This window comes from Sphingobacterium sp. 40-24 (genome assembly GCF_001899705.1).
GTDB classification, from domain to species: Bacteria; Bacteroidota; Bacteroidia; order Sphingobacteriales; family Sphingobacteriaceae; genus Sphingobacterium; species Sphingobacterium multivorum.
The window spans coordinates 240,994-266,476 of the sequence record NZ_MKWH01000063.1; the positions used below are offsets into that span (position 1 = coordinate 240,994).

A 25,483-nucleotide genomic window follows, 5' to 3' on the forward strand; every position below is an offset into this window, starting at 1 on the left:
CTGGTGTTTAGAAATGTTATTGACTAAGTAGGGCTTTCCGTACTTTACTAATCTCTATCCTGTCGACGAGGTTTGAGGTTAGGTAATTTTTAACGTAAGTATTATTGATTTCCGCACTGAACATATTTTCGACTTTACTAACGAATCCTATTCCGATTGAGGCCGAGATATTTCCTATCATATCTGAGCCCAAGGAATTAAATTTTGTTTTGAGATCTGCTTTTAAAGTTTCTTCTGTCAATTTTGTCTTATTTATTTTTCCATCCAATTTGAATACCACTAATCCGGTGGTTGCCGCACGCTCGCTTCCTGGAGCAGCATAATCTAGAAGTGCTCTTGCAAATCGGTCTGTTCCCAATTTACTTTCAGATATACCATTCAATGACTGCGAGAGTCTATCGAGGTAATCATCACGAAATTCTATAATCATCATAACTCCGTTGTAAGAGGTTTGGGAATTTACAAGTGAACTAAGATAATTTACGAGCGTAGCATCAGCGTCAATATTGTTTGCTTTTAAATTTGCTTTTATGTTGGCTTCAATGGTCGAACTGAATTTTTTTGTAACCTTTTTTTCTAGTTGAAACGGTGCCGAGGTTATCGAGAACCGATCATTTTGAATCAGATTTCCAATTTCAATAAATTCATTTTTGAATAGAAGGCTCTTTTTGTCTTCGTACTTTGTTTGTTTTTCCCATTCACTACAGAATTTAATGAAGTCCGGTCTTCCAACGATATCTTTATTGCGTTTCATTCTTGGAAGAGCGGCATTTTCATAGTATTCCATATTTATTTCATCTAACAAAGGATAAGAAGCTTTATCAACATAATTAAAAAGCATATTCGGCTCGATGCTTGTAAAATGATCTCTGTAACTTCCAATCGTTTCGTATGGAAAGTCGTTATTTCTGACAAGAACTTTCTTCAGTTCCAAATTCCATTTTTGATGTTCAACTTTCGTGGCACCTATAATGTCTTTAACATCTAAGTCTGTATTGAAAATTCTTACTTTTCCTTGAGCAGATGTGATTTCGGTTGTAGCCATTAATAGAAAAATGGCCATAATAATGGTTTTCATATTTAAAATAGTTTAAAGGTTATAGCTACTTAAAGTTAAGAATTCACAATCACAAGAGCTTGAATTTTTTTTTAAATTTTCGATATTACACAACAATACTTAACTTTACTTAATCATTTACCAATTGCCCTATTATGACATCCCGAAATGTGATCGACGAAAGGGCACTGCTTTCCCAGTTTCAAAGCGGTGATAAACTGGCTTTTGATCGTATTTTCACGATGTTTCATTCTTCATTGGTATTTTTTGCAGATCGGTTACTTCTGAATATCGGGATGGAAATTTCAAAGGAGATCGTGCTGGACATATTTCTGAAATTATATGACCGTAGGGAAGGATTTGAAACCCTATCAAATGTTAAGGCCTTCCTTTACATATCCGTAAGAAATAGTTGCATCAAAGCGATTGAAAAGGAAAAAGTGAACCAAAAGCGGTTTGACCTTTACTCGAAGAACTATGATGAGTTTGAAAAAAATGTACTGGATAGTATTGTTCAGACTGAAGTATATGAAGAGCTTTACAGAGCGATTGATCTGTTGCCGGAACAATACCGGCTCATTATGGGCAGGCTTGTCGGCGGTGATACGCCAAAAGAAATATCCGAGGAGCTCGGTATTCCTGTCAGTACGATAAATACCCAAAAATCAAGAGCGCTTTCGCTACTAAAAAAATCCCTCTCAGGTGCCGGAATCGCACTTTTAATGATTTATTCATAATTTTTTAACTTTTTTGGGACAAGGCAATATCTTTTCGGGTTTCTATTTAAAATGAAACCGATGGATGAGCAACGTATTCTGGATGAGTTAAAGATTGTCCCCCTTCTGACAAAGATTTTAAGAGGAGAGGATCTGACCGTTCTAGAAGAGAAGACGGTTGAGGTCTGGCTCAGTCAGAGCAGTGAGAACCGTGCTTTCTTTGAACACCTGAAAGACGACGAGCATGTTGCACGGGAACTTTTAAAGCGAGAGCTTGATGGTGCCGGCACTACTTCGGAACTTGAAAAATTACATGGGGTATTGAAGAAACGCCAATCCCATTATAAGCGCGTTGTCTTTTGGACCTCCGCTGCTGCCGTATTCCTGTTTTTTTCGATTACCCTGATTCTATACAGGTATTATCAGTCCAGAGAGTCCGTTCTTGAGACCGTCAATATGGCCACGGCCGACATTGACCCGGGTAAGGATCAGGCGACATTGACTTTCGACGATGGTCAGGTCATTGGTCTGGAAGGAAAGACCGTGAAGAGCGATGCCAGTGGTGTAACCTATCTGGATGGCAAAGCTGTTTCATCGTCAAAGATGCAATTTGCAACGCTTAGTACACCACGTAAAGGACAATATAAAGCAGTACTACCGGATGGAACGACCGTTTGGCTGAATGCCGAATCCAAACTTAAGTATCCTACAAAATTTGCAGGTGCGGAACGCCTGATTGAACTTGAAGGTGAAGGCTATTTTGAAGTTACGCATAATGCTTCAAGCCCATTTATTGTTGAATCTAAAGGCCAGCGGGTCAAGGTTCTTGGAACAAAGTTCAATATCAATTCGTATGCTAACGAGGAATATTCAAGGACAACACTTATTAGCGGAAGTGTTGAGCTGAGAAATCTACAAAATGAGTTGTTAGTAAGACTGAAACCTGGGGAGCAGGGTAGATTTGTGCTGGGTGGTATTGACGTGAAAAAAGTTGATGCGGAGTCTTTCATCGGATGGACTGAGAACGAATTCCAGTTTAAAGGAGCTCAACTGGCGGAGGTTCTGCGGCAACTGGAGCGATGGTACGATATCGATGTGGATTATAAGAATGTTCCGAGTACAAAAGTCTATGCTACGATTAGCCGGGATAAAAAATTGACGAGCGTACTTTACGCGCTTGGGGAAATTACAGATTTAAATTTTAAAATGAGCGGAAGGAGGATTGAGATCAAGAAATAAAGATTTACTGTTTCATATGTTGGCCTGAAATAATGCCGGAGTGTTAGCGCACTCCGGCGATCGGGTCTGTATACTAGAGTTTCGAGCAACTAATAATTAACCCTACACAAATCTATGAAAAAACATGATTTTTCCAACAGGGAAAACGTACCGCAGGTGGCGGATATGTTTTCGGGCAGGAAAAAATTGCTGCGTGCAGGCTTAAAGAGTACCCTATTCTTTATGCTTCTTGCTAGCGGTACTGCTATTAAGGCACAGCAGATCAGCCTTTCGCTGCAGAAAGCGCCACTTTCAAAGGCGATTTCCGAAATACGGAAGAGCACAAAGTATGACTTTGCCTATAGTGAAGAGCTATTAAAAAAAGCAGGTCCAATTTCCATCAACCTTAAAAATGCCAACATTACCGAGGTACTGAATAAGATGTTTGCTGACCAACCGATCTCTTATAAGATCGCCGACGGCATTATCATTTTAAAAGAAAAACCAGCAAACGGAAATACATCCCCTTCAAAAAATAAGGAAACAATTAAAGGGAGGGTTGTAGATGAAAGTGGCAATCCACTTGCGGGGGCAACCATTCAGGTAAAAGGAACAAATTTTACAGTTACTTCCGACAGTGCGGGATCTTTTGAACTGCCCGGTGAATTTTCTGGTTCCGATCTGATGATATCCTATCTGGGCTACGCACGAATGGAGGTTGCAGCAAAAAACGCCGAACGAATCGTACTTGTTACGAATTCCAATAGGATAGAAGAGGTGAGTGTTGTAGCCAGTGGTTACCAGTCCATTCCCAAAGAGAGGGCAACAGGATCTTTTTCAAAGGTTGACAATGCGACTTTTAACCGTCAGGTTTCGACAGATGTGATCAGCAGGCTGAAAGGTATTGCACCATCTATTTTATTTGATGAGCGTTCAGGATCTCCGAAGCTAACAATTCGGGGACAGGCAACGATCTTTGGCAACGATCAGCCGCTAATTGTCGTTGACAATTTTCCTTATGAGGGTGATATCAACAATATCAATCCGAACGATATCGAGGATATTGATATTTTGAAGGATGCAGCAGCGGCATCAATCTGGGGAGTTCGTGCTGGTAATGGTGTGATCGTCATAAAAACTAAAAAAGGACGAGCAGACCAGCCGATGAATATAGGTTTTACCTCCAATCTCACAATCGGACAGAAGCCTGATCTGAACTATATTCCTCAGATCAAACCGAGTGATTTCATTGATATTGAAAAAATGCTCTTTGAAAAAGGTTTTTACAATACAATAATCAGTAATACTGGGGACAATCGTCCGTATTCACCTGTTGTAAGTATTCTTAATGATCAGAAAAATGGGCTACTCAGTTTCCAGCAAGCAGATGCACAGATCAATGCACTCAGAAACGGAGATCTGCGAAGAGATATGAGTAAGTATCTTTATCAACATAGTTTGAAGCAACAGTATGCCTTAAACCTTAATGGAGGAAACAACAAATACACTTATTATTTCTCAGCGGGATTTGATAAAAACCGAAACTCGGAAAAAGGTAATGCTTTTAACCGGGTGAGCCTCAACAGCAATCAGGTTTTCCGTCCGATGGAAAAACTAGAACTTTCAGCGGGCCTTTCCTACAATCAAAACTCTCAATCCGCGTCAAACGTAATTTCAATGTTAAGCAATATGGGCCAGGAGCTAATGTATCCTTATGCAAGCTTGGTCAATGCAGACGGAAGTGCCGCCATAGTTACAAAGGATTATAGTAACATTTTTAAAAGTAGTGCGTTAAAATTGGGCTTATTAGATTGGAATTTTCGACCCCTAGATGAGCTAAATTACCAAAATAATCATTTTAAGCAAAGTGAGTTTCGGTTAAGTACCGGCATTAAATATATATTTTTGCCTCAATTGTCAGCAGAGGCAAGGTTCCAATGGGAAAACCAACTCGGAAAAAGAAGAAATTTCAACGATCAGGACAGCTACATGGTTCGAGATCTGATAAACAGATATACTGTTATAAGCAATGGTGCCGTAAATAGAAATCTACCTCTAGGGGGAATACTAGATTATACGAGCTCAGAACTGACTGCATTGAATGGTCGATTCCAGTTAAACTACGATCAAAAATGGGGAAAACATCAATTTAATGCGATCGCTGGTTTTGAAGCAAGGCAGGTGAAGTCGAATTCAAATTCAAATAGACTCTATGGCTTTGACCCCAATGTAGGTTCAAGTATTGCTGTAAATTATTTGATTGATTATCCAGTTTATGGCAAAGGTTACACCCAAAAAATCCCCTATTTAGATGATTTTAACCAAACACTAGAAAGGTTGCGTTCTTATTATTTTAACGGAGCTTATAATTTTGATCTGCGTTATATTCTTTCATTAAGTGCTAGAATTGATCAGTCCAATCTATTTGGAGTAAATACAAATCAGAAATCGGTACCTTTGTGGTCCACTGGATTAAAGTGGAATATTCATAAGGAAGCATTTTACAATATTGATTGGCTATCTGAATTAAGTCTACGATCAACATTTGGATATAGCGGAAACATTGATAGATCCGTAACTGCTTATACTACCGCACGACTTTCTTACAATAGTTTTAATCAGCTGCCAAATGCTAATCTTGTTAGCCCTCCGAACAAAGATTTAAGGTGGGAAAAGAACCGCATGGTCAATATTGCTCTGGATTTTGGTTTGAAAAATCGCAGACTTGCTGGAAGTATTGAATATTTTAGCCGGAAAGGAACGGATTTGATCGGTAATGGTGAAATTGATCCTACCTCTGGCTTCACGACTTTTCGAGGAAATGTTGCTGATATGAAAGGTCACGGAATAGATATTGAATTGAACTCCAAGAATATCGTAGCAAAAGATTTCATTTGGAACACTACTGCCATTTTTTCATATGCTGCGGATGAGATTGTAAAATATCAGAAACAAACCAATTTGGCTAATTTTGTGCAGGATGCTTACACAAGTGCATACCGTTCTCCCTCAAATTATGCTCCCGTGATAGGAAGACCAATATTTAGTGTTTACTCGTATCCGTGGGCCGGATTAAACTCGAACAGTGGTCTTCCACAAGGATATTTGGATGGTCAACCATCTACATCATATAATGAAATTATCCAAAATTTGACGAATGATCCAGAAAAGAACCTTGTATTCCATGGCACTGCTTTACCGAAATATTTTGGAGCTTTACGTAATACCTTTAATTTAAAAAGTATTGACCTTTCTTTCAATATCACCTATCGATTTGATTACTATTTTAGGCGTAATTCTATAATGTATTCAAGCTTATATTCAACCTATTATGGACACGGGGATTACTATGCCCGCTGGCAGAACCCAGGTGATGAAGAAAACACCAATGTTCCAGCAATGATCTATCCAGGAAATATCAATGCGGACAGCTATTATAGAAATTCGTCAGTTTTGGTTAGCAAGGGTGATCATATTAGATTGCAAGATATTCGATTGGGATATACCTTTAAACCGGAAATACTTCGGAATCTTCATATAAGTACGATGAATCTTTTTGCATATATTAATAATGTAACCTTATTATGGAGGGCAAATAAGAATAATATCGACCCAGATTTTCCATTTACAAAGCCTATAAGAACAATAGCTTTGGGACTAACTTGTACTTTATAGAGCGCAGCGATGAAACTAACAACAAAAATTTACTCTGTTTTAGTAGTCACATTCTTATTTACAGCATGTAGTAAGGACTGGTTGGAAGAAAAACAAAACATTAAGCTTGTTATTCCCACAACTTTGAATGACATGGATCTTTTACTAAATACCAACTTTTTACGACTTGATGGCAGGGGAGCATCTGAAACCGTATGTGACGATTATGAATTTACATCTGATCAATTTAATTCTCTTTATTTTGGAGTTGATCGTGATATGATTACGTGGAAATCTATGGAGATGCCCAAATATGGCGATAGGGAATATGATGAGTGGGATTTATCATACGCAGAGATCCAAATCTGCAATATTGTTTTAGAGGGTGTGGAAAAAATAGAAAGGACCGAAAATAATAAGCAGCAATTTGATAGAATTAGAGGAACAGCACTTTACCATAGAGCAAGAGCACATCTTAATCTTGCAATGACCTTTTGTAATGATTACGACAAAAGCACGGCGTCATCCGATCTTGGTATTCCATTAAAACTTAACTCTGATATTAGCGAAAAAATAGTGCGAGCTAATCTTGAACAAACTTATTCAAGGATTATTTCGGATCTAAAAGAAGCCACTAATTTACTTCCTACTACTCAAAGTAACCAAACATTTATTGCTAAGGGCGGTTCTTTTGGGCTGCTAGCGCGAGCATATCTTTTTACAGACAATTACAATGAAGCCTTAAATGCCTGCGACTCTAGTTTAAAATATCACGGTTATATTGAGAACTATAATAACGTTAGCGCCGCACCAAGCAGACCATTTTTAAATCTGTCAACAAAAGAAATGCATATAATTGGAATATTGAGAAGAGAATCTGAGAATTTCTATGTTGGAAGGATTAGTAATGAGCTTTTTAGAATGTATGATGAGAATGATCTAAGAAAAACGCTGTATTTTAGAATCAACAATGATGGCAAACCTTCTTTTCGAGGTAGCTATCAAGGCGGCCAGCTTTTTACTGCTACTGCAACAGATGAGATAATTCTAATGAAGGCTGAGTGTAATGCTCGTTTAAATAGAACCGCGGACGCACGAGATGCGCTAAACTTATTACTCGAAAATAGGTTTAGATCTGGTACATATAAAACTATTTCGGCTACTGACCCAAAAGAACTTTTAGACCTAACTATTAATGAGAGGCGAAAAGAATTATTGGGTAGAGGGCTACGCTGGCAAGATCTGAAAAGGTTAAATAAGGATAATCGATATTCGAGAACACTCACCAGAACAATTGGCAATACCGTTTTCACATTGCCTGCAAACGATCCTAAATATGTTTTCCCAATTCCACAATATATCAAAAGCTTTACTGGAATTGAATAGCTATTAACTAATTGCAAACTAATGAAAAATATAGCACTAATCTTTGTGTCATTGTTTATTTTCTCTTTTTCCTTTTCCCAAAGAAAAACAAAAATAACCATTAATATTCCACAGCAAGATACTACTAGACTTCAAGCTAAACTCTTTTTACAGGATCCCCTTCAGGGAATCAATAAAGGTTATTATAGCGACACGCTGGAAATAAAAGCAGGCACTTGTCAATTTTCTTTTGATATCGAAAATACAAGTTTGGTTAACTTAATTATTAATGACAAATTCGTCGCATATCCTGGACCATATGAAATTTTAATTGAACCGGCTGATGAACTAATTTTTGACTTACCTCCTTTAAAAGAAGCGGGGAGGTATGGTTTTGGATTTGCAAAAATCAATGTACGAGGAAAAGGTAGCGAGAAAGTGAATATGGCAAAGAGTATGGTATCCAAATATTTTGAAATATTTGCTAGTGATCTACCCTATAATAAGCAGAGTTTGACATACATGTTTAAAACCACAGATCGGAAATTGAATGTTATTGATTCTGTTTATAATGAAAATATGGGCGTTCCTATGCAAATCAAGGATTTAATCAAAGCGCAACTTTATGGGGATCTTTTCGTATCATTATTCCGCAGTTGTAAGAGAACGGAAAGTGATTCATTACCACTATTATTTAATGAATATATTGTCAAGAAAAAAAGAATTGATGTTTTTTACAAGAAAGGAATAATTAAATATTTTGGATCTGGCAGTGTACCGTCCTTCTTAATTTTATCAGAATTTAAAAAACCTATTATTGTAGGAGGCGAAGAATACCCAAAAAAACATCCACAGCAATATGCAGAACTTCTTTACAAAAGGTTGAAAAAAAATCCGGAAATACGAGATTATCTATTATCAGATTTTTTAATCAGCACAATTCTCAGAAGCTTAGATTCAAACGTAATTTCACTTTATGATTATTATCTTAATCATGCTGATTTTAATAATCCCAATTTCGCAAGTGTTGTCAAAACATACGAGGAAGCACAGAAAAAATTTGCCGTTGGAACTCCTTTTTTCGATTTTTCATTACCAGACTCTACAGGAAAAATTCATTCACTGTCTGATTTTAAAGGAAAGGTTGTGGTATTTGATTTCTGGTATAATGGATGTGCCGGTTGTAAGTTAATGGTTCCAGTATTAGAAGGAATTGAAAAAGAACTGAAAGATAAAAATATTGTCTTTATATCAGTCGGAATTGATAAAAAACAATTATGGTTAGACGGAATCGGTAAGTATTCAAGCAGCAGATCTTTACAATTGTATACTGCAGAGAAGACTGATAAACACCCGATGATCAAATATCTAAATATTTACGGCTATCCAAGGCTTATTATTGTTGATAAGAACGGAAATATTGGCGTCGCACCCCCTGATCCGCGTATGAATAAGGAGGCATTTGTAAATTTAGTCGAATCTCTCTAGTAAAAAAAGGCAATCAAACCTTATGTGTTTGATTGCCTCATCATTTAAAAGGTGTCTTTAAAATGTCTGAATATTCGACATTATATCACCTGCTGTAATTTAATTCGGACGAACTCCTCTGTGAATTTTGTCAGGGTTGTTCGTTGGTTGATTTGTTGAAGTATCATATTCTTGCGAGCAAATTCTCTGATTTGGACCTTGGCAGTCGCTCGAACCTACCACAGGGCTTCCCATTGATCCGTCAGGATTTGTATAAAATTCTTGTAAAGCTACTTTTGCACTGCTACTTGCCGGAGCAAAAGAGAAAGCTGCGAAACTTCCGATTGCAATTGCTGCAACTCCTAATGTAATTCTTAGTGATTTCATGATGTTTGGTGCTTTTATAAATCAAAAAGCTAAACTTTGGTTAGTTTTTTGCCTACTCTTGGTTCAGGTTTTCGGCTACCCCTGTCTGGTTATTAGTTTAGTTATAAGTGGTCTGAACACTATTGTGTGGGGCTCGCCTTAGCGAAAAAAAAGTGATCAGACCAATAATGTTAATTGAAAGCGCAATAAAATTGAAATACAGCTGGTCGTTCCAGTTCATTCCTCTGAATACTGCAATACATGAGCATGGGATGCTCGGAGCAAATTTTAAAATGTAAATCAGGTAAGCAGTATAGATGGTCAAGACAGAAAGGGAAGTTAATAAACCCAATCTTCTCCAATTCTTGTTTAGCAGCATAATAACAATGACCAGGTGTATGGCCTGTAAAACAAATGGTAGGACAGCTCCTCCTGCAGATAACAGGTAAGCACCTTTAATCTGCCTGTTAAATGTGTCGAAATCAAAGATTTTACTGGCGAATGTGTACGCCCATATAAGAATGAGGATAAATATGATCAGTTCTGAAATGATGTTCTTAATTCTCATGATATGGTTATTTGGTTGTTGTTATAAATGCCATGATTGACCAGTGCATTTATGATGATTTAAAAAATTCTTTTCAAAATTTCTATTTCATCAAATTTAGAGTGCCTTTTCAATGAAATGCAAGCACTTGTTGTATCAGTATTGGAATGCACACTGTATTATAAATTTCCACACTTTAATATTTCCATTGATCCTTGTCTTTTGGAGGTGGGTCCTTTATCTCGTTTCCATTTTCGTCGAAATATAAATTTGACGTGGTTTGCATGGTGTCTTTTTCTGTTTGCAGATAAAGCTTCTGCTGACTTTCTTTTTCCGCCAGACTATTACTTTCTGGTCTTAGATCCATTTCGTCCTGTCTGCATGATTGCAGTGTGCAAAGGGTGAAAAGGATTACCGATATTGAGATAACCGTTGTTTTTTTCATTTTAAAAATTTTTAGGATTATCTCGGCCGAGATGCTGTTGAATTCTGGGGGCCAAATTATCAGTCTTGACGATAGATTAAAAAGACTTGTGGTGTCAAAAATGGCATCCACACGCAAATAGGGACGTCTTTGCTTGCTGTAAATAATTGAAAAAAAGTAACCTTATATATTTGTAAAAAAAATTTAAGAAGAGGGCTTTTTTGAACTGTCCGAATATGTCTCCACTGTCTTGGAAATGGAATGCACACGTTGAGACTCTGGTACCTTATTTCATAATATGTTGAAATACAATTTGTTTATTTGTAAAATAGTATTTTGCCCTTATTAGCGTTCCGATGATGTGGTATTAGGGAAATTTTCTTAATTTTATGGTAATCCTTAGCCATGAACATTCCAAAAATTCGACTTTTAGCAATCATATTACTTTTTCTGTGCGAAATTCTGTTTGCGCAGCAATACAAGCTGAGCGATTTTTATCTCATACAGAGGCAATATGAGAACCTTGCAGAAAATGATTCCGCAGCACTACCGCTTGTCGATAAACTAATCAGGAAGGCAAAAGGGGAACATAACCTTATGCAGCTGTTCTTAGGTTACAAGGATGCCCGTTATTATTCCCGTGATCCGCAGATCAAATTAATGTATGCTGACAGTGCTATCTACGTCGCCAAGCTGAAGAAGAACGACAGTCTGCTGAGCAGTGCCTATCTGAGCAAGGGGGTGGTCTATTATTTTAACCTCAAAAAATATAAGCTTGCACTCAATGAGTATTTAAAGGCGTTTGAAAAGAACAAAAACAATAAAGACCCATATTACAGAAATAAGATAAATTACCATATTGGGGTTGTCAAAAGCTATATAGGTTATTATGATGAAGCACTTAATGATTTTGAAGAAGCCAGGGATTTTTTCGAGACTGAAATCCAGAAGAACTTACATCCCAACTTAATGTTCGGAAATCAAAGAGGATATCTAAACACCATTCACCAGATGTCAGTCTGTTACCGCAAGCTTGGGCACTACCAAAAAGCGGACTCTCTTATCGCCCTTGGCCTGTCCAGAACATGGAAAAATCCTGATTATAGACAGGAGTATAGCTACTTTCTGAAAGAAGAAGGTATCCGTAAATTTAGAGGAAATGATTTCGGCGGTGCAATCCAAGCATTGCAAAGATCAATACCTGCAATCAGCAATATAGATGATTTTGCATGGTTAACGGTATCTTATTCTTACCTGGGCAGGGCTAATTGGAAACAGGGTAAAACCGACGAAGCCATCAGGTATTTTGAAAAAATAGATTCAATTTTTATCAAGCATAATTTTGTTCTGCCAGAAGTCCGGTATATATATGAAGATCTGATAAATCATTATGGAAATAGTAATATTTCTGCCAAGACACTCTATTATACTGGTCAGCTCATCAAGGTGGATTCCGTATTGGAGAAAGACTTTGTCTATTTATCTGCAAAAATCCACCGTGAATATGATGCTGATAAATTACTGCAGAAACAGCATACGTTGCAGCGGAGCTCCTCGATGAAGATAGGAGCATCGCTGGTGGGTGTCTTTATAATTATTGTAGGCACTTTCTATATTATGTTGCGGACTAAATCCAGAAAAAGGGTGTTGGGACAGAATAAAATTCTAGGAATTAATCTTGCGGGTGGTACATTAAATATTTCGGGCGAACGAGAGTTTCGGGTCCGGACGTATAAAAGTAGTGGTATCAGCAGTGGAATTGTTTCGAACGTCCTGCAAAAATTGGAAGAGTTTGAGTCAAGCAATGCATTTCTTGATAAGACTGTCAAAATTAGATCACTAGCTAAAAAATTTGGTGTGAATCAAAGATATCTTTCTGAAATCATTCAGGAACATAGGGGTGCTAACTTTCACATGTATCTGTGTGAGCTACGTATTTCCTATATCACCGATAAACTCAATACTGACGACGAGTATTTGAAGTATAACAGTGAAACCGTCGCCAAAGAGTGCGGATTCTCTTCCCGCAGCAATTTTTCAAAAGTTTTTACACAGCTCAATGGAGTTAATTTTACAGAGTTTGTAAAGAAGCGAAAAAGAGAACGAAACTCAGCAGTCGTTATAAAAGAATAAATTTTTCATATCTCCTTATGGTTTTCCGTAATTAGCTCCTATGAACAAGCTGAAAAGATAAAAAAGGTGTAAAGTGAAATTTCAACATAGACCTTTACTGGTAATTATTTCGTCAGATTAACTCCAATATTTTAATAAAAATTATTGGATAATAGCGAGATAGTAGAATTACGACACTTAACAAAAAAGTAGGTAAATCATTTTGCCGTGATTTTTCAATATGCTATATTGCAAAACCAAAATCACATTAATTTATGAAAAAGAATATTGATTTACCTATCAAAAGCGTGCAACCCTGCACTTAGAAAAAAGTTTCAATCGTATTGAAATTAGAAAGAATTCTTCTCAGTACAGTCTGTAAATTCCTTTGACCCAAATAGGGGATTTGACCATAACGACTGGATACCTGAATAAACAGTCTCACCGCATACAGGTAGAATATCATTGTAATCACATAAATGAAAAAATAGATATGTATGTTTCAAAATGAAATGGATCATATAGATTCTGCACAGAATAACAGGGAAGGAGCGGACATTCCTCATGAAGATAGCCCGCTGACTAGCAATGGAAATAAGACTTTGTTTAACAAGCCTATGGCAGATAACGAAAAGGCAGTTACAAAATCTAAATTATGGGATGGCCAACCTACTTCCAAGATTTATAATGCACAGGCAATTTCAGAAAATGAAGTTTCGGGAATAAATAGATTGGTGAAACTTGAAATTTTTGTCGAAGGGAAGGAGATCAGGTTTTTTAAACATTTCAAGCTCAGCCAGAGTGCAACCAGGCATCACACTTTTGAACTGACGCTGGCTCATGATACCTTCGGAGAGGCCGAAAACCATAACCTTGAAGATGCGCAAGCACTATTGGGAAAACGGATCACGATTGTTTTTCGATATAAGGATGTTGAAGAAGGGCCAGAACGCAATTTTATAGGCGTTATCACCGAGGTCGGGTTCAGTCAGGAGCAGGGAAGTTTAGGTAATATTGTCTTAATTGGAGAGAGTCCCACCGTACTTTTAGATGCTGCCCCACATACCCAGAGTTTTGGTGGTGGACAGGAAATCAGCCTCAACAGTATTGCGTCAAAGGTTATGAGTGAGGGGCTTGACAGAAGTAAATTTGATTTCAGGGTTGATTCTACTTTTGGAAATGTTTCGTATGGTTGTCAATATGAGGAAACCCATTACAATTATTTGGCGCGTATTGCCGAAGCCTATGGAGAGCAGTTTTTCTATGACGGTGAGGTTCTGCATTTTGGAAAGCTTCCGCCAGCAGAAAATGTGGTAAAGTTAATTTATGGAAGGAATTTGAGCGATGTGCGCATCAGGATGAGAGCGCAGCATGTCAAGCCTTCCTTTTACGGATATAATAGCCGCAAGAATGAGAAATTAACTGGCGGTAATCCTCCTATAAAACATGTCTCTGATATTGCACAGAGAGCATATGATATTTCAGCTAACATTTTTAAAACGCCATCCCTGCGTGTTGCACCTATCAAGGCAAATTCCTTTTTGGACGTTGAAGCATCACAGAAAGGAACGGCTGGTAGCAAAGCTTCTGAGGTATTTATAACGAGCGGAGTCTCCACGGTACCTTTTCTTTACCCTGGCTGTGTCGTTGATTTGGAAATGCGAAAAACTGATAGCAACCAAACTTCATATTTCACTAGGTTGATGATGATTGAAGTCATGCACCAGGTAGATGCAAGGGGTCATTATTATGGAAGTTTTGAAGCAATAGCGGCAGATAGTGGATTTATCCCCCGGCCGGAATTTGAAATTCCCAAGGCTGAACCCCAGCTAGGAAAGGTAATCGCAAATAATGACCCATTGGGTCAGGGACGTGTAAAAGTGCAGTTTGACTGGCAACATGGACAGGACAGCACGGAGTTTATCCGTGTCATGTCGCCTGATGCCGGAAGCAGTGAAAAGGTTAATAAAAACCGTGGCTTCATGTCTGTTCCGGAGGTTGGTGACCAGGTGATCTTGAACTTTGTACATAGCCATCCCGACAGACCATTTGTAATGGGCGGAATGTTTCATGGAGCTAGCGGAGCGGGTGGCGGTGAAGCGAACAATGTGATGAGTTTTAGTGGTAGGAGTGGTGCGGAACTTAGGTATGACAATGGAGCAGGTTCAATGAACCTGAAAGACCAGGGAGGAGCAAATATTTTCTTTGACGGTTCGGGAAATGCGGTAGTCAATGCAAATACCGACCATACCACCAATACTGGTAGTAACAATACGATTAATGCAGGTAGCTCAACCACGATCAATGTCGGTGGCAAGAAAGGGGAATCGCCACAATCGTTCCTCAAAATGGATTCTGCCGGGAATGTGGTTATTGATGCAAAAACTTCAATTACTTTAAAAGTCGGCGAAAATCTTCTTTCTATCGATAAGAAAGGCTTAATAAAACTGAATGGTAAAAACTTGGAACAAAAAGCGGATAATAATTTTGAGGTTAATGCAAAACGAGTGAACCAAACTGCCAAAGGAGCCAATTTTAAGATCAACAGCGACCAGAATGTCATCGTTACGGGTGGAAACGAGGTTAAAATGAAATAAAAAGTGAAGCCATGCAATATCTTAAGAATAACGCAATATTAAAATGTGATAAGGGGTTGATTCCTTCGCTTTTAAATGTAACGAGCAACGAAAAGATCAAAAACAGGGACGGATTATTTGCTACGGACAAAGATAACATTGCGGGTATCAACATTACGCATTTTACATTATGTAGTGTTGCCGGAATCTGTCGTTTGAACCTTAATCTTCAGGGGCAGAAACTGAACTGGATCAATACGGTTCCCAAAATAACGATCAAAGATACAAAGGCACTTTTCGAAGCATCAAAATGTATCTGCCCACTAGGTGGGATAATAACAAGTATCAACTCAGGACAAATGTAACAAATATGCCAGCATTAGCATTGGGAGCGGGATTAGCCGCACTTGTAGCCGCAATAATAGAGGTAGTTGTGATGGCGATCATCATCATCGCTATTATTGCTGCAATTATCTTGATTGCTTATATCGTTTACAAAGTCGTGGAACTCGTCCAGGGCTGGATCAATGATACAGCAGACGATGTTTGGGATGATACAGCACCACCTGTTGATGTACCGATTCCTGTCCCTGAGACCAAACCAATAGAAATTCCTATTCCTATTCCTTTAACTGTACCTATCGATAAGGATGTTCCATCTGAATCCGGGCCATTTAACGTCTATGATGTTCATGTGAATGTTCCGGGAGATTATGGCGACTATCAGAGAGGTGTTGCAGATCCTGACTCAGTTTTTATGGGTGCAGGTGAAATTTATAAATACGGTATTACAAAATATGGATCGGTGCTCAGGAGATACGAGGCATTTTCATGGACAAGTCCAAAAGAGTCGATGATTTTACGAAATCTTAGAAGTGGCATTTTTGGTCCATATGAATGGTATGCTTTTAGAAGAAGCTACGCATATGCGAGGTTTATTGAAAATGGCCTTATTGCTGCATACTTTGCAATTCGTGGAAAATTACCTCCGGGAAACACAGGATATTATTAAATTTAGATATTAAAGATAAAAGATGAACGAAAAAGAAGTAAAGAAACTGCTTTCCGAAGCAAAAAAACATCGTAACAATGGTGAATTTGCAGAGTCGCTGGCTTTATTGCATCAGGTAAACAACGAATTTCCTGAAAATGTAACATACCGCTATTTGTTGGCCTCTACGTACTATGAAAGTATGAGCACGGAGCCTGCGAAGAGGTATGTTGAAGAGGCCATCGGGCTGGATTCTGATTTTAAGGAGAATTATGAACTCCTGGGCGATATTTTCCAAAAAAAAGGGGATTTGCAGTCAGCACAGATAAATTATGAAAAAGCTTATAATTTGGATTCTCAATATATTACAGTTGGCGAAAAGCTGATACAGCTATATCTGAGAACTAAAAATTACGAGGATGTGCTGAAAGTATGCGACAATATGACGAGTTATATACCCGTAGATACCTCAACTGCAAAATCGAGGGCTTTAACTTCTATTTATCTTGGTTGTCTTTTATATAAGAGCTGGGCTTTGGTCTATTTAAAGCAGTATGAAAGCGCAATCCAGCAAATTGAGGAGATAAAATCAAAGGATAAGGAAACTGGTGTGCCTACATATCCCGGTATGTACAAAAACGAAGATGAAACTCTCTTTAAATTATATTATAAGCTGAACAACTCTGATAAAGCTGCAGAATATAGAAATCTACTGAAAACGGAATATAAATATGACGAAAATGCTATTGGCAGACTAGAGACAGAAGCGGAGCAGGATATTATGCTTTTTAGACAACGCCCCGACGTGATGGTACATTTAGGATTAAATTAACAACGGACAATTGTTGGCCGTACTATTGTGGTGGCAGTCGAGGTAAATTTTTAAAGTTAAGTAATGGCAAAAGACCTGCAAGAAATAAATCGTATCGAAAGGCTTACACAACAATACTTCAATAAGGGGGAAATCCATTTGGGGCTTAAGACTTATCGGATGTTGATGGAAATGTACCCGCTGGAAAAGGACTATTACCTAAATTATATTGGCTTTCTCAGGGATGAGCTTGTTGTGGCTGAACTTTTATGGCCTGCCTATGAAGAAGCTGTGGCATGCTGCAATAGGGCGATTGCACAATTACCAGAAGAGGATAGGGTATTATTTTATATTAAGAAATCTGAAGTGTATATTGTCATGATCGAAGGAAACCCCGACTGGTATGCCGAACACCATGAAGATGTCAAAAATTTCATAAATATTTCTCTTGAAAAATACCCCGGCAACGGGGCTATTATCAAATGCGCGATGGCGCTCAGCCTTATGGCAGGGTATAGAGTAAGATACGAAGAATTACTGGATCAGGGTGTTTCTTTGAATCCTGACGATCTCATGTTGGTCCTACAAAAAGCGGTAAGTTTTGAACAGCAAGGAAATTTTGAAAATGCAATTGATTTGCTTGAAAATTGGATACGGAGAAATCCAAGCTCTAAAAATATCGATACGGTGTACAATAAAATTATTTTATTGTGCGAAGAAGCAGATAAAGATGAGCTGGCCGATGCATATCGGGATCTATTAGATAACCTATAATTGATGATTGTAAATATTAAAGCGAGTTCGCCGGAACTATACCGCTCTGAATACTTTAAAACCTGCGTTTACAAAAATAACAGGCTTTCCGATTTAAAATCTACAAATAGCTTTTCTCTTCGTATAGATGAGGGGGAAAGATTGCAATTGAGTTTTGCAAATAAGGATTCGTTAGATGAGAGGGCAAACATTCTTATATTCTCACCTGTACAATTTGAGCTCGACAGGTCTAAAAATTTGTTTCAGATCAGCAATAAAAAAAACTTAAAAGTTCAATGGAATAAATATAAGGAAAAAAATCGGAGCGGAAAGAATAATACATTTTTGTTCCTTTATGAAAGGCTCTATTTCAAAATAGAAATGGGCATGGAATACGACCTGATGTCAAATAGTTCTCATTTACCTTTTTTTGTTGATGTTTATGGAAGGGATCTTGAAGCGGGGAGTGTTGTGGATGGTATGTCATGGGTTCACACACCATTGGGGCTTCCATTAAAAATTGAATATGTTATTGAAGAGATCAATGATCTGGAGATGACCATGAAAGGCGTTATATCGCTAGATGAGGAAAACCTGACTAAATTAATTGCTGACAAACAGTTTCAGCAACAGTCAAAACCTTACCACTATTCAAAGGATTTTTCGATAGAATCTGAGGTCAGGTCAGTTTATGACATGCATACAGGATATTTAAGGTACTCAGACCTAAAATTAAAAATTTACAGCGAAAAGGAACAGATCAATGAATCCATCCAGTCAAAGATTGCATTTTTATAACTTTAGAAACTGAAAATTTTCGGAGCGATACTTAATTCTGAAAATTAAGATATTCACTAAAAAATAGCTGCGAAGCCAACTGGGATACTGTGTATCCCATAAATAACTCGCAACGGTTGTCGTAGCGGGAGAAGGTGGGTTGTAGACAGCTGTTGCAGCCGATTTTCGCGCCAAAAGCCAACGGCTTTTGGCCGCCGGCAGTTTTTTAACTGCCGACTGCGATGGGTTGTGATTTGAAATTTTTTAAGTCTAGGAAAAAACCACGATTTTTTGTCATTCCGGTTTTTAACAGGTTCCATAAAAGGGATGCTCCCAAATGTGCAATTGTACTATTGATAAATAAATCCTGTTTTGAAAGTGATTCTGCAAGGGAACAGCTGGGTGTATCATCTTCCGTTTCCGAATTTTGCATTGCTGAGCCAAATTCCTCAATAATAGACGGTAGTGTATCAACTGTTTTAAACTTTTTGGAGGTCGGCTGCTGTATTTTTCCAATTGTAGAAAGTATTCCCTGTCCTGAAAATTTAGTGTTTCCCAGATCGAGCCAATACCTTCCTTGATCCCTGTGGAATCCATAATCATTATTAAGGTTATTAAGTATTTCGGAAATTTCTATTCTTGATGCAACTGTGTCTGTACAGGACACATAAATAGATGCTCCTGCACCAGTCGGTATTTTTGCATCTTCATCACGCTGAAATTTTCTTGTCTCTGCTTTCCAGCTTGTTCCTGCCCAACGGTTAAGGCGGTTTATAATCGCCTGTGATTTATAAAGATTTTTTTCCGAATCTGCGAATCTTTGTCTTCCGATATTTGAAGCTGTAATAATATCATCGTCCCACAAATGTACGTCCAGTCCTGGGTGATCGAGTTCCAACAGGCTATGATTGATTTCCATGAGTGCGGTCATAAACTTTGAGCCTGTTCCGCCTGCACCTATAACGTTTACACGAATTGGATTTGTAGGACTTAACAGATAGTTGTCCAAAAAATGAATATTTGTTTTCGCTGTTTTCATAATAAGATGTCTTTAAGTTTTTGAGACGTTTTTACAAGGCTGTCATTTGGAAAAACTTTTCCAGTTCCTACAAGATTTTCCCATAGCATGACGCAATTACCGTTAACAGGGTTATGGTCATGCATCAGATGCGAAAAGTAACTATTGAAAAAGTAATTTTCCCACAAGGTCATCAGTTCATTTACTGAGCCTGTTGCTGTGGTGTCTATATCAACTGTACCCATGCAAACTGAGCAGTTTTCATAAACATTAAAAAATGGGGCATAATAAAGAGGAGTATTAGGGGTGGGTTTCCTCGATGTTGAAAGTGCAAATACCCTCAGTATTTCCCTATCTGCGACCCATACCATTGGAGGGGTATGCGCTTTTCCCGACTTTATTCCAAGATGTTTATTAAAAAATAGTTCCCGAAACTGCGCCTTTGTATACCAAACAAGGGTAGCCGATTTTGAATCAAAGGATAATAGGTTACTGGGAAGTACGCCTTCCGAATGCAACATGTGTAGATTATTTTCATCGACTTTCAATGCGGTTGCCAATCTGATTCCTTCGTTTACCGATAAGGGATGCGGATTGATGGGGATACCGTTATCCATGTCAAAATATTCGACATACGAATCATTATATGCTTTATTACCTTGGTAAAAAACCAATGCGCAGGTTGGTTCAAAATAGGTTTCAAAACTGTTTGTTATATCTTCCATGAGTTCAAATTTTAAAAGTTATGTTCCTGCCAAAGTCTAATGAGGTTGTCAATCGTATCGAAAACTTTTGTTTCAAAATCGAAATCGTTATTTTCTATTTTTCGATTATCAAAGGGTAAAAAGCGTACTGGTTCATCTATTTCGGAATATTCCTGTAATTCATTATTAACGAAATCGCAGAGCGTTTCAAAAAGGTTACCTTTAATGGATGCGCAGAATGAAACATAGTTGTCCAGTGCGATTGGATTGTCGTATTCTTCGTGTATTTCCCTATACCGTAAAGGAAAATATTTACAGTCTATACGTACATTCGGAAACGAATGAAAGATTTCATAAAATGATGTTGCGATCAAAAGAACATCTTTATCAAAATCATTTTTTGGAACGAACTTGTCAACAAGTTTTTGAAAGGATAGGAGATGCTTTTTATCTGTAATCAGCTCTTTGATATAATCTCCGATCAGTTCAGCGTCATTGAACTCGTCTAAACTTTCCTCATCTTGGTATTCTTCCTCCTCTTCATGGTATGAATTTTCGAGCATTTCATACATGGAGTTCAGATAACAGTCAGTATTTCTATAATAGGGTACGGCGAGTACTTGATAGATATAGGCATAGACAGCTACCAATAATTTACTGGCTTTTGCAGTCTCTTTTTTGTGCAGGACTGTATAAAGCGGAATTACTGGAATATAGTAGAGCGTGGAACCCGTGTCATAATTTTCTTCCCGTGCGAAAAAGGTACTCTGTCCATCATTTACCAATCTGATTTCCCGCCAGTCGTTCATGCTGAGTTTGAGCTGTTTTTTGAGGTTCGCCAATGATGCTGAAATATTATAAGGGTAAGGCACATCGGTACAATCCAGTTTATTAATATTGAGTTTTTTGGAGATATTGGAGAGGGATTTAAAAAATTCCCTCTCCAATTTTATTGCATTGTAATCTTCTCCAATTTCAGGTTCATGCAATCTTGGATAAAACTGCATTGCTAAAAAGGCATTGGTAACATCGTAGGTGGAACGGACTGCCGTCTGTCCTTGCGCAGTTCTCCCGCATCTTTGGGGCGTTTCATCCAATTTGCGAACTCGCCCAACTGGCGGTGAAGTTGTGACTGGCTTACTGCGGTGGGCAGTTTTACCGTTTGCGGATATTTTTTCTGCATGGTTCATGGGTTTAAAATTTTGGTTAACCTTTTGTTCCGATTAACGTCTCGAAGCGATATTCTACAACATCGTCAACGATTGTCGGACGTGAAATTTTCGCAGTGGTCAGAGCAGGGTAGTTGTTTGAATAGAAATTCAGAACCGCCTGCAGGTTCCACTTTGGTTCGGGATCATCGAGCCTGATTTCCTGTTCTTTTTCTTTGAGGATAAACACTCTTTGAAGTTCTGTTGCTACTAACATAATATTACTTTTTAGGGGTTAATTTCCTGCTGATCGACCGTTTCTGACTTCTGCTCCGAAGCTGACCAGAGGTCGGGTACAAATTGTTTTTCGTACTCATCCTGTTTCTTTCTGATATCTTCTTTATGCTCAGGATAGTCTCCGACTTTCGGAAGTGCAGACCAAGCCTCTTTGTATTTACCTGCTTTTGCAAGCGTATCGGCTTTTATCAGGGCTTCGCTGTATTTTTTACCCTTTGCTTTTTCCTTATCCGTCTTTTGTTTTTCCATTGCGGAGTTTGCCTGTGCCGATTCCACGCCTTTAAGAAAGTTCTGCATATTTGAAATCAGTCCGTCAGCCGTTTTCAGGGGTTTTTTGATATGCTCAAAAAATCCGTTGTCAAGTTCTTCGGGACTTCCTTTCAGATTAAAAGGGGGAATGATATTCTTCGCCTTGTCTGCGCAACTGTCGTTCTCAATCAAGATAGATACGAGTATCCTGTTTTCTGTCGCCTTTGTAATGGATAGCGTAATTTTGCTGTTTATGTCCATCTGCGAAATCTGTCTGAAAAAATTAGCTGTTTCCATAGTAGTTCATTGCTTTATCGCTTACGCATTGTGTAATATAAGATTCTGAAAAGCCCTGCTCCCGTAGGGAATCGCCATAGGCTTTCATTTCTCTGTTGAATTCTGCCGTACCTTCCTCACCTGTGAGAAAAAGTTTATGAGCGGTTCCGTTTTTCAGCGCCTTGTTAATATCCCTGTACAGTTCTTTAATGTGCCTCCTTTGGTCGGACATTTTGCGAACTTCCATTGCGAACATTTGGTAACGTGAAAGAATATCCAAGAAAATGAAAGCTTCCACGATGTTCTGATTTTTATAATTTTCTACAAACCTGTTATAGAGATAGTCTGCGAACTTATATTTTGCCAGTATGTCCATTTCTTAAAGTTTTATAAGGTGATTTTTTAAATTTTTATCGTAGTTCATGCGGTAACCATTGTCATCGATTACTTTCTCAAGGCATTGCCTTGCGTTGTTCAGCAGTTTCCAGTCTTCTTCCTTGATATTTAGAACATGAAGTTGTCCGAACTTTATTACCATTTCAGCAATGGTATGTAGGGCTTGTATTTCTGTTTCAGTCGTCTTTTTCATGATTTTGCTTATTTAAGTTTTCTACATAGCTTGTATAGCGTTGCGTTATTTCTTTGCCTTTTCTGAACTTCTCCGTACTGTAACTAAAATGCTCCTCAAACATGGTGACGTCTTTCGTTATCAAATTGATATAATAGCGGTAGTCTGCGTTAGCTCGTCTTTCGTCCATAGTACAGTGTTTTTTGAGCAACTCAATTTCCTCCATCCCGTTATTGAGGTTCAGTAAAGGCGTAAATAATTCCTCCACGATGTAGCCCTGTTCGGGTGCACTCGAACTGTCGGCAACACAGATAATCTGCTGTCCGTCAGATATTGTGATATGTAAGTTTGATCGTGTCATGAGTTCTAATTTTTTGATGTTAAAATTTCCTGTATAAGTTTGAGGTCAAATTGGGCCGTTCTGAATTTGACGTCCTCAAATGCTTCATAATGTGCCATGCCGTTGGGATGCACAATAAGGCTGTCGCTTTTGATGCAGTCAAAGTGTCGGTATAGATGTTCTATTTCTTCTTCAGTGGCTTCCAAAAAAGCCAGTTCACTGTCACCGAGCCACTGCTCATAAAAGGGAACTTTTGCAGTCCTGCATAGGAGGAAAGAAATGCCGTGATCTTTTCGAGCAATATGACCCAAAAGCGATTCCACGTTCAGCATTTCGAGCAGGTCTGTGGTGTCGAGCGACTGTTGTAGCCAGTCCCCCAAAAGGGGGATGATAGCTACTTCATGATTTTTGCGACCGACCTCGCTGAATGCCTTTAAGAGCATAATGTCAGTCATTTTACCTGATTTTTTCATCGCTAAGGATTTATGTTGATATCTACAATTTTTCTACTTCCGAATAGCATAAAAATGGCGTATTTAAGTTCTTGGCTACATTCTTTCTGCTGGGTATAGTTTATCGTTGCGTGCATGGAGAAAAGGGCATCGTAACCGTCAAAAAGCTGATCTCTGAACGTTTTTTTATTTCTGTACAGTCTTGTACCATTTTTAAGATATCTGCGCTCAAAGTTGGCTATGTAGTCATACCACACGCTTACATCGATGTTTTTTTCAATCCACTTTTTTTCAATCTCCGGTCTGTGCTTCCGCCATAGTTCTGCCTGCTTTTTGATAAAGTCAGTCAGTTCTTTGAGTTCCTCGGGGAATAATCTTGCGAGCAGATAGGCTCTGTCAAGGTTATTCATGTGATATAAGGTTTTCATATTTTTCTAATTTTAGGGTTGGTTCTTTTTAAAGTCAATGGTCACCACCTTATCATCTCCGAAATAGAGTTCTATTGCAAGTCTTAACATCGGGCGAGTGCTTACAGATCCTGCGAACCTTATCAGGCAATGGATACCGAAAACGCTATTGTCCTGAAAGAAGAATTGGTCTGCGAAAATTCTCGGATTGCGGTACAATAGAATGCCGAATTTTTCGATTGTCTGTTCCGCATTGTGGACAAGCATATACCAGTAATCGGCACTTGTAATGCAGTTTGGTGGCCATGCCTTTCTAATATTCTGTTCTTTCTCGCGCAGGTGTGCTATTTCGGTTTTTATAAAGTCGGTCAGTGTTCAGATTTCATTGGGGAAAAGCCCAGCGACTGCAAACGCTCTTTCCGTGTTGGTCATTTCTTGTAAGGATTTCATTTTGTAAAGCTTTAAGTAGGTGGCAGTTTCTTAGAATCCTGCCACCGTTTGGATTTTGATTAATTCAATTGGAATACGTCTGCGCCTATCTTCTCAAATGTTGTACACAACTCAAATGCCTTTTGCGATTTCAATTGGGCAGTTCCACCGAGTACAATGCTCTGCAATTTGGCTTCGTTGTCCTTATAATTGCGGACATTCTGAAAGTAGCCAGTGACTGCGTTATACGCACCGAAAAGGGTTCCTTTAGTAGTTTCTAAAAGTTGTGTATCATTCATCATGGCGTAGGCAAAGGCATCATCTACGGTATTTTTGAACATCGTAGAAAGTTCGTCTTCTGCACCTTTTTTGAGCAGGTTGTAGGATTCTTTGTTCGGGCAAAGTGCAAGCTGTATAAGCTTCCTGACTTCACTATCCTTTACTTTAATTGTAGCCCATTTGTTGAGAATGCCATCCATCTGCGTGGTCATGGTGCTGGCTAAGCCCATCACTTTATGTGCATCGTTTAATCGCTGTTTAGCCCCTGCGGTATGTTTGATGCGTACAACGTTGCTCATATTTCGGAGTGATGCGTTGAGGGTGTTTTGGCATACGATACGAATAGGAGTGAAGGCAGCCGTTATGCTTCCGCTTCCGTCATGGGAGGTCGTTAGGAAGTAGGCTCGACACCTGACGCCAATATCTATGTTTCCATAGCTGGTTTCCCTGTGTCTGCCCCCAAACCGTACGTACATGTCTCC

General features: G+C 38.5%; 27 protein-coding genes. 12 read left to right on the forward strand and 15 right to left on the reverse strand.

What is annotated here, in order from left to right:
• Positions 1–16: 16 nt before the first annotated feature.
• A complete protein-coding gene (locus BGP15_RS24510) occupies positions 17–1,078 on the reverse strand; it encodes a hypothetical protein (RefSeq protein WP_286770922.1) in 1,062 nt (353 codons plus the stop codon).
• Between the two features lie 134 nt (positions 1,079–1,212).
• On the opposite strand from BGP15_RS24510, the gene BGP15_RS24515 reads away from it, so the two are divergent.
• The 5 genes from BGP15_RS24515 to BGP15_RS24535 all read left to right on the forward strand — a co-directional run bounded on the left by BGP15_RS24515 (position 1,213) and on the right by BGP15_RS24535 (position 9,498).
• Entirely contained in the window at positions 1,213–1,794 is a 582-nt protein-coding gene (locus BGP15_RS24515; RefSeq protein WP_286770923.1) for an RNA polymerase sigma factor, read from the forward strand.
• Positions 1,795–1,854: 60 nt separating this feature from the next.
• The gene (locus tag BGP15_RS24520) at positions 1,855–3,012 is read left to right on the forward strand and encodes a FecR family protein (RefSeq protein ID WP_286770924.1); all 1,158 of its coding nucleotides are present in this window, start codon (positions 1,855–1,857) and stop codon (positions 3,010–3,012) included.
• 114 nt (positions 3,013–3,126) lie between these two features.
• Entirely contained in the window at positions 3,127–6,666 is a 3,540-nt protein-coding gene (locus tag BGP15_RS24525) for a SusC/RagA family TonB-linked outer membrane protein (protein ID WP_286770925.1), read from the forward strand.
• A 9-nt stretch (positions 6,667–6,675) separates the two neighbouring features.
• Entirely contained in the window at positions 6,676–8,031 is a 1,356-nt protein-coding gene (locus BGP15_RS24530; protein WP_286770926.1) for a RagB/SusD family nutrient uptake outer membrane protein, read from the forward strand.
• A gap of 21 nt (positions 8,032–8,052) precedes the next feature.
• Positions 8,053–9,498, forward strand: a complete 1,446-nt coding sequence (locus BGP15_RS24535) for a TlpA family protein disulfide reductase (protein ID WP_286770927.1) — start codon at positions 8,053–8,055, stop codon at positions 9,496–9,498.
• A 99-nt stretch (positions 9,499–9,597) separates the two neighbouring features.
• On the opposite strand, the gene BGP15_RS24540 is transcribed toward BGP15_RS24535, so the two are convergent.
• The 3 genes from BGP15_RS24540 to BGP15_RS24550 all read right to left on the reverse strand — a co-directional run bounded on the left by BGP15_RS24540 (position 9,598) and on the right by BGP15_RS24550 (position 10,835).
• Positions 9,598–9,864, reverse strand: coding sequence for a hypothetical protein (locus BGP15_RS24540; RefSeq protein WP_286770928.1), 267 nt, complete (start codon positions 9,862–9,864; stop codon positions 9,598–9,600).
• A gap of 97 nt (positions 9,865–9,961) precedes the next feature.
• On the reverse strand, positions 9,962–10,411 hold the full coding sequence (locus BGP15_RS24545; protein ID WP_286770929.1) for a MauE/DoxX family redox-associated membrane protein: 450 nt from the start codon (positions 10,409–10,411) through the stop codon (positions 9,962–9,964).
• A 175-nt stretch (positions 10,412–10,586) separates the two neighbouring features.
• Positions 10,587–10,835: a hypothetical protein gene (locus BGP15_RS24550; protein ID WP_286770930.1), complete on the reverse strand. Its 249-nt coding sequence runs from the start codon at positions 10,833–10,835 to the stop codon at positions 10,587–10,589.
• Between the two features lie 384 nt (positions 10,836–11,219).
• Between BGP15_RS24550 and BGP15_RS24555 the strand changes: the two genes are divergently transcribed.
• The 7 genes from BGP15_RS24555 to BGP15_RS24585 all read left to right on the forward strand — a co-directional run bounded on the left by BGP15_RS24555 (position 11,220) and on the right by BGP15_RS24585 (position 18,855).
• A complete protein-coding gene (locus BGP15_RS24555) occupies positions 11,220–12,947 on the forward strand; it encodes a helix-turn-helix domain-containing protein (RefSeq protein ID WP_286770931.1) in 1,728 nt (575 codons plus the stop codon).
• 476 nt (positions 12,948–13,423) lie between these two features.
• Positions 13,424–15,523: a type VI secretion system Vgr family protein gene (locus BGP15_RS24560; protein WP_286770932.1), complete on the forward strand. Its 2,100-nt coding sequence runs from the start codon at positions 13,424–13,426 to the stop codon at positions 15,521–15,523.
• Positions 15,524–15,534: 11 nt separating this feature from the next.
• Entirely contained in the window at positions 15,535–15,867 is a 333-nt protein-coding gene (locus tag BGP15_RS24565; RefSeq protein ID WP_286770933.1) for a DUF4280 domain-containing protein, read from the forward strand.
• A 5-nt stretch (positions 15,868–15,872) separates the two neighbouring features.
• Positions 15,873–16,514, forward strand: coding sequence for a hypothetical protein (locus tag BGP15_RS24570; RefSeq protein ID WP_286770934.1), 642 nt, complete (start codon positions 15,873–15,875; stop codon positions 16,512–16,514).
• 22 nt (positions 16,515–16,536) lie between these two features.
• The gene (locus BGP15_RS24575; RefSeq protein WP_286770935.1) at positions 16,537–17,325 is read left to right on the forward strand and encodes a tetratricopeptide repeat protein; all 789 of its coding nucleotides are present in this window, start codon (positions 16,537–16,539) and stop codon (positions 17,323–17,325) included.
• Between the two features lie 63 nt (positions 17,326–17,388).
• On the forward strand, positions 17,389–18,078 hold the full coding sequence (locus BGP15_RS24580; RefSeq protein WP_286770936.1) for a tetratricopeptide repeat protein: 690 nt from the start codon (positions 17,389–17,391) through the stop codon (positions 18,076–18,078).
• A gap of 3 nt (positions 18,079–18,081) precedes the next feature.
• Positions 18,082–18,855: a hypothetical protein gene (locus BGP15_RS24585; RefSeq protein WP_286770937.1), complete on the forward strand. Its 774-nt coding sequence runs from the start codon at positions 18,082–18,084 to the stop codon at positions 18,853–18,855.
• A 205-nt stretch (positions 18,856–19,060) separates the two neighbouring features.
• Here the strand turns inward: BGP15_RS24585 and BGP15_RS24590 are convergent, their stop codons facing one another.
• The 11 genes from BGP15_RS24590 to BGP15_RS24640 all read right to left on the reverse strand — a co-directional run.
• Positions 19,061–19,873: a PRTRC system ThiF family protein gene (locus tag BGP15_RS24590; protein WP_286770938.1), complete on the reverse strand. Its 813-nt coding sequence runs from the start codon at positions 19,871–19,873 to the stop codon at positions 19,061–19,063.
• On the reverse strand, positions 19,870–20,577 hold the full coding sequence (locus BGP15_RS24595) for a PRTRC system protein B (RefSeq protein WP_286770939.1): 708 nt from the start codon (positions 20,575–20,577) through the stop codon (positions 19,870–19,872). Before BGP15_RS24595 ends, BGP15_RS24590 begins: the two co-directional genes overlap by 4 nt.
• An 11-nt stretch (positions 20,578–20,588) precedes the next feature.
• Positions 20,589–21,746 (reverse strand): hypothetical protein, encoded by a 1,158-nt coding sequence (locus BGP15_RS24600; RefSeq protein WP_286770940.1) that lies wholly within the window; start codon positions 21,744–21,746, stop codon positions 20,589–20,591.
• Positions 21,747–21,762: 16 nt separating this feature from the next.
• Positions 21,763–21,981, reverse strand: coding sequence for a PRTRC system protein C (locus tag BGP15_RS24605; RefSeq protein WP_286770941.1), 219 nt, complete (start codon positions 21,979–21,981; stop codon positions 21,763–21,765).
• 11 nt (positions 21,982–21,992) lie between these two features.
• Positions 21,993–22,547, reverse strand: coding sequence for a PRTRC system protein E (locus BGP15_RS24610; protein ID WP_286770942.1), 555 nt, complete (start codon positions 22,545–22,547; stop codon positions 21,993–21,995).
• On the reverse strand, positions 22,534–22,902 hold the full coding sequence (locus BGP15_RS24615) for a hypothetical protein (protein ID WP_286770943.1): 369 nt from the start codon (positions 22,900–22,902) through the stop codon (positions 22,534–22,536). The genes BGP15_RS24610 and BGP15_RS24615 overlap by 14 nt, the downstream gene beginning before the upstream one ends.
• A gap of 3 nt (positions 22,903–22,905) precedes the next feature.
• Positions 22,906–23,115: a hypothetical protein gene (locus BGP15_RS24620; RefSeq protein WP_286770944.1), complete on the reverse strand. Its 210-nt coding sequence runs from the start codon at positions 23,113–23,115 to the stop codon at positions 22,906–22,908.
• Positions 23,099–23,455 carry a penicillin-binding protein gene (locus BGP15_RS24625; RefSeq protein ID WP_286770945.1) on the reverse strand — a complete coding sequence of 119 codons (357 nt, stop codon included), beginning with the start codon at positions 23,453–23,455 and terminating at the stop codon, positions 23,099–23,101. Before BGP15_RS24625 ends, BGP15_RS24620 begins: the two co-directional genes overlap by 17 nt.
• A 5-nt stretch (positions 23,456–23,460) precedes the next feature.
• Positions 23,461–23,907 carry a hypothetical protein gene (locus tag BGP15_RS24630; protein ID WP_286770946.1) on the reverse strand — a complete coding sequence of 149 codons (447 nt, stop codon included), beginning with the start codon at positions 23,905–23,907 and terminating at the stop codon, positions 23,461–23,463.
• Positions 23,908–23,909: 2 nt separating this feature from the next.
• Entirely contained in the window at positions 23,910–24,314 is a 405-nt protein-coding gene (locus BGP15_RS24635) for a hypothetical protein (protein WP_286770947.1), read from the reverse strand.
• Between the two features lie 488 nt (positions 24,315–24,802).
• Positions 24,803–25,483: DUF932 domain-containing protein (locus BGP15_RS24640; protein WP_286770948.1), on the reverse strand; the 681-nt coding region annotated here is incomplete at its 5' end.

What these genes read in the sequence shown, in the direction of transcription:
- BGP15_RS24510 (WP_286770922.1), bottom strand. Translation starts at nt 1,078, where the DNA reads ATGAAAACCATTATTATGGCCATTTTTCTATTAATGGCTACAACCGAA.
- BGP15_RS24515 (WP_286770923.1), top strand. Translation starts at nt 1,213, where the DNA reads ATGACATCCCGAAATGTGATCGACGAAAGGGCACTGCTTTCCCAGTTT.
- BGP15_RS24520 (WP_286770924.1), top strand. Translation starts at nt 1,855, where the DNA reads ATGGATGAGCAACGTATTCTGGATGAGTTAAAGATTGTCCCCCTTCTG.
- BGP15_RS24525 (WP_286770925.1), top strand. Translation starts at nt 3,127, where the DNA reads ATGAAAAAACATGATTTTTCCAACAGGGAAAACGTACCGCAGGTGGCG.
- BGP15_RS24530 (WP_286770926.1), top strand. Translation starts at nt 6,676, where the DNA reads ATGAAACTAACAACAAAAATTTACTCTGTTTTAGTAGTCACATTCTTA.
- BGP15_RS24535 (WP_286770927.1), top strand. Translation starts at nt 8,053, where the DNA reads ATGAAAAATATAGCACTAATCTTTGTGTCATTGTTTATTTTCTCTTTT.
- BGP15_RS24540 (WP_286770928.1), bottom strand. Translation starts at nt 9,864, where the DNA reads ATGAAATCACTAAGAATTACATTAGGAGTTGCAGCAATTGCAATCGGA.
- BGP15_RS24545 (WP_286770929.1), bottom strand. Translation starts at nt 10,411, where the DNA reads ATGAGAATTAAGAACATCATTTCAGAACTGATCATATTTATCCTCATT.
- BGP15_RS24550 (WP_286770930.1), bottom strand. Translation starts at nt 10,835, where the DNA reads ATGAAAAAAACAACGGTTATCTCAATATCGGTAATCCTTTTCACCCTT.
- BGP15_RS24555 (WP_286770931.1), top strand. Translation starts at nt 11,220, where the DNA reads ATGAACATTCCAAAAATTCGACTTTTAGCAATCATATTACTTTTTCTG.
- BGP15_RS24560 (WP_286770932.1), top strand. Translation starts at nt 13,424, where the DNA reads ATGTTTCAAAATGAAATGGATCATATAGATTCTGCACAGAATAACAGG.
- BGP15_RS24565 (WP_286770933.1), top strand. Translation starts at nt 15,535, where the DNA reads ATGCAATATCTTAAGAATAACGCAATATTAAAATGTGATAAGGGGTTG.
- BGP15_RS24570 (WP_286770934.1), top strand. Translation starts at nt 15,873, where the DNA reads ATGCCAGCATTAGCATTGGGAGCGGGATTAGCCGCACTTGTAGCCGCA.
- BGP15_RS24575 (WP_286770935.1), top strand. Translation starts at nt 16,537, where the DNA reads ATGAACGAAAAAGAAGTAAAGAAACTGCTTTCCGAAGCAAAAAAACAT.
- BGP15_RS24580 (WP_286770936.1), top strand. Translation starts at nt 17,389, where the DNA reads ATGGCAAAAGACCTGCAAGAAATAAATCGTATCGAAAGGCTTACACAA.
- BGP15_RS24585 (WP_286770937.1), top strand. Translation starts at nt 18,082, where the DNA reads ATGATTGTAAATATTAAAGCGAGTTCGCCGGAACTATACCGCTCTGAA.
- BGP15_RS24590 (WP_286770938.1), bottom strand. Translation starts at nt 19,873, where the DNA reads ATGAAAACAGCGAAAACAAATATTCATTTTTTGGACAACTATCTGTTA.
- BGP15_RS24595 (WP_286770939.1), bottom strand. Translation starts at nt 20,577, where the DNA reads ATGGAAGATATAACAAACAGTTTTGAAACCTATTTTGAACCAACCTGC.
- BGP15_RS24600 (WP_286770940.1), bottom strand. Translation starts at nt 21,746, where the DNA reads ATGAACCATGCAGAAAAAATATCCGCAAACGGTAAAACTGCCCACCGC.
- BGP15_RS24605 (WP_286770941.1), bottom strand. Translation starts at nt 21,981, where the DNA reads ATGTTAGTAGCAACAGAACTTCAAAGAGTGTTTATCCTCAAAGAAAAA.
- BGP15_RS24610 (WP_286770942.1), bottom strand. Translation starts at nt 22,547, where the DNA reads ATGGAAACAGCTAATTTTTTCAGACAGATTTCGCAGATGGACATAAAC.
- BGP15_RS24615 (WP_286770943.1), bottom strand. Translation starts at nt 22,902, where the DNA reads ATGGACATACTGGCAAAATATAAGTTCGCAGACTATCTCTATAACAGG.
- BGP15_RS24620 (WP_286770944.1), bottom strand. Translation starts at nt 23,115, where the DNA reads ATGAAAAAGACGACTGAAACAGAAATACAAGCCCTACATACCATTGCT.
- BGP15_RS24625 (WP_286770945.1), bottom strand. Translation starts at nt 23,455, where the DNA reads ATGACACGATCAAACTTACATATCACAATATCTGACGGACAGCAGATT.
- BGP15_RS24630 (WP_286770946.1), bottom strand. Translation starts at nt 23,907, where the DNA reads ATGAAAAAATCAGGTAAAATGACTGACATTATGCTCTTAAAGGCATTC.
- BGP15_RS24635 (WP_286770947.1), bottom strand. Translation starts at nt 24,314, where the DNA reads ATGAAAACCTTATATCACATGAATAACCTTGACAGAGCCTATCTGCTC.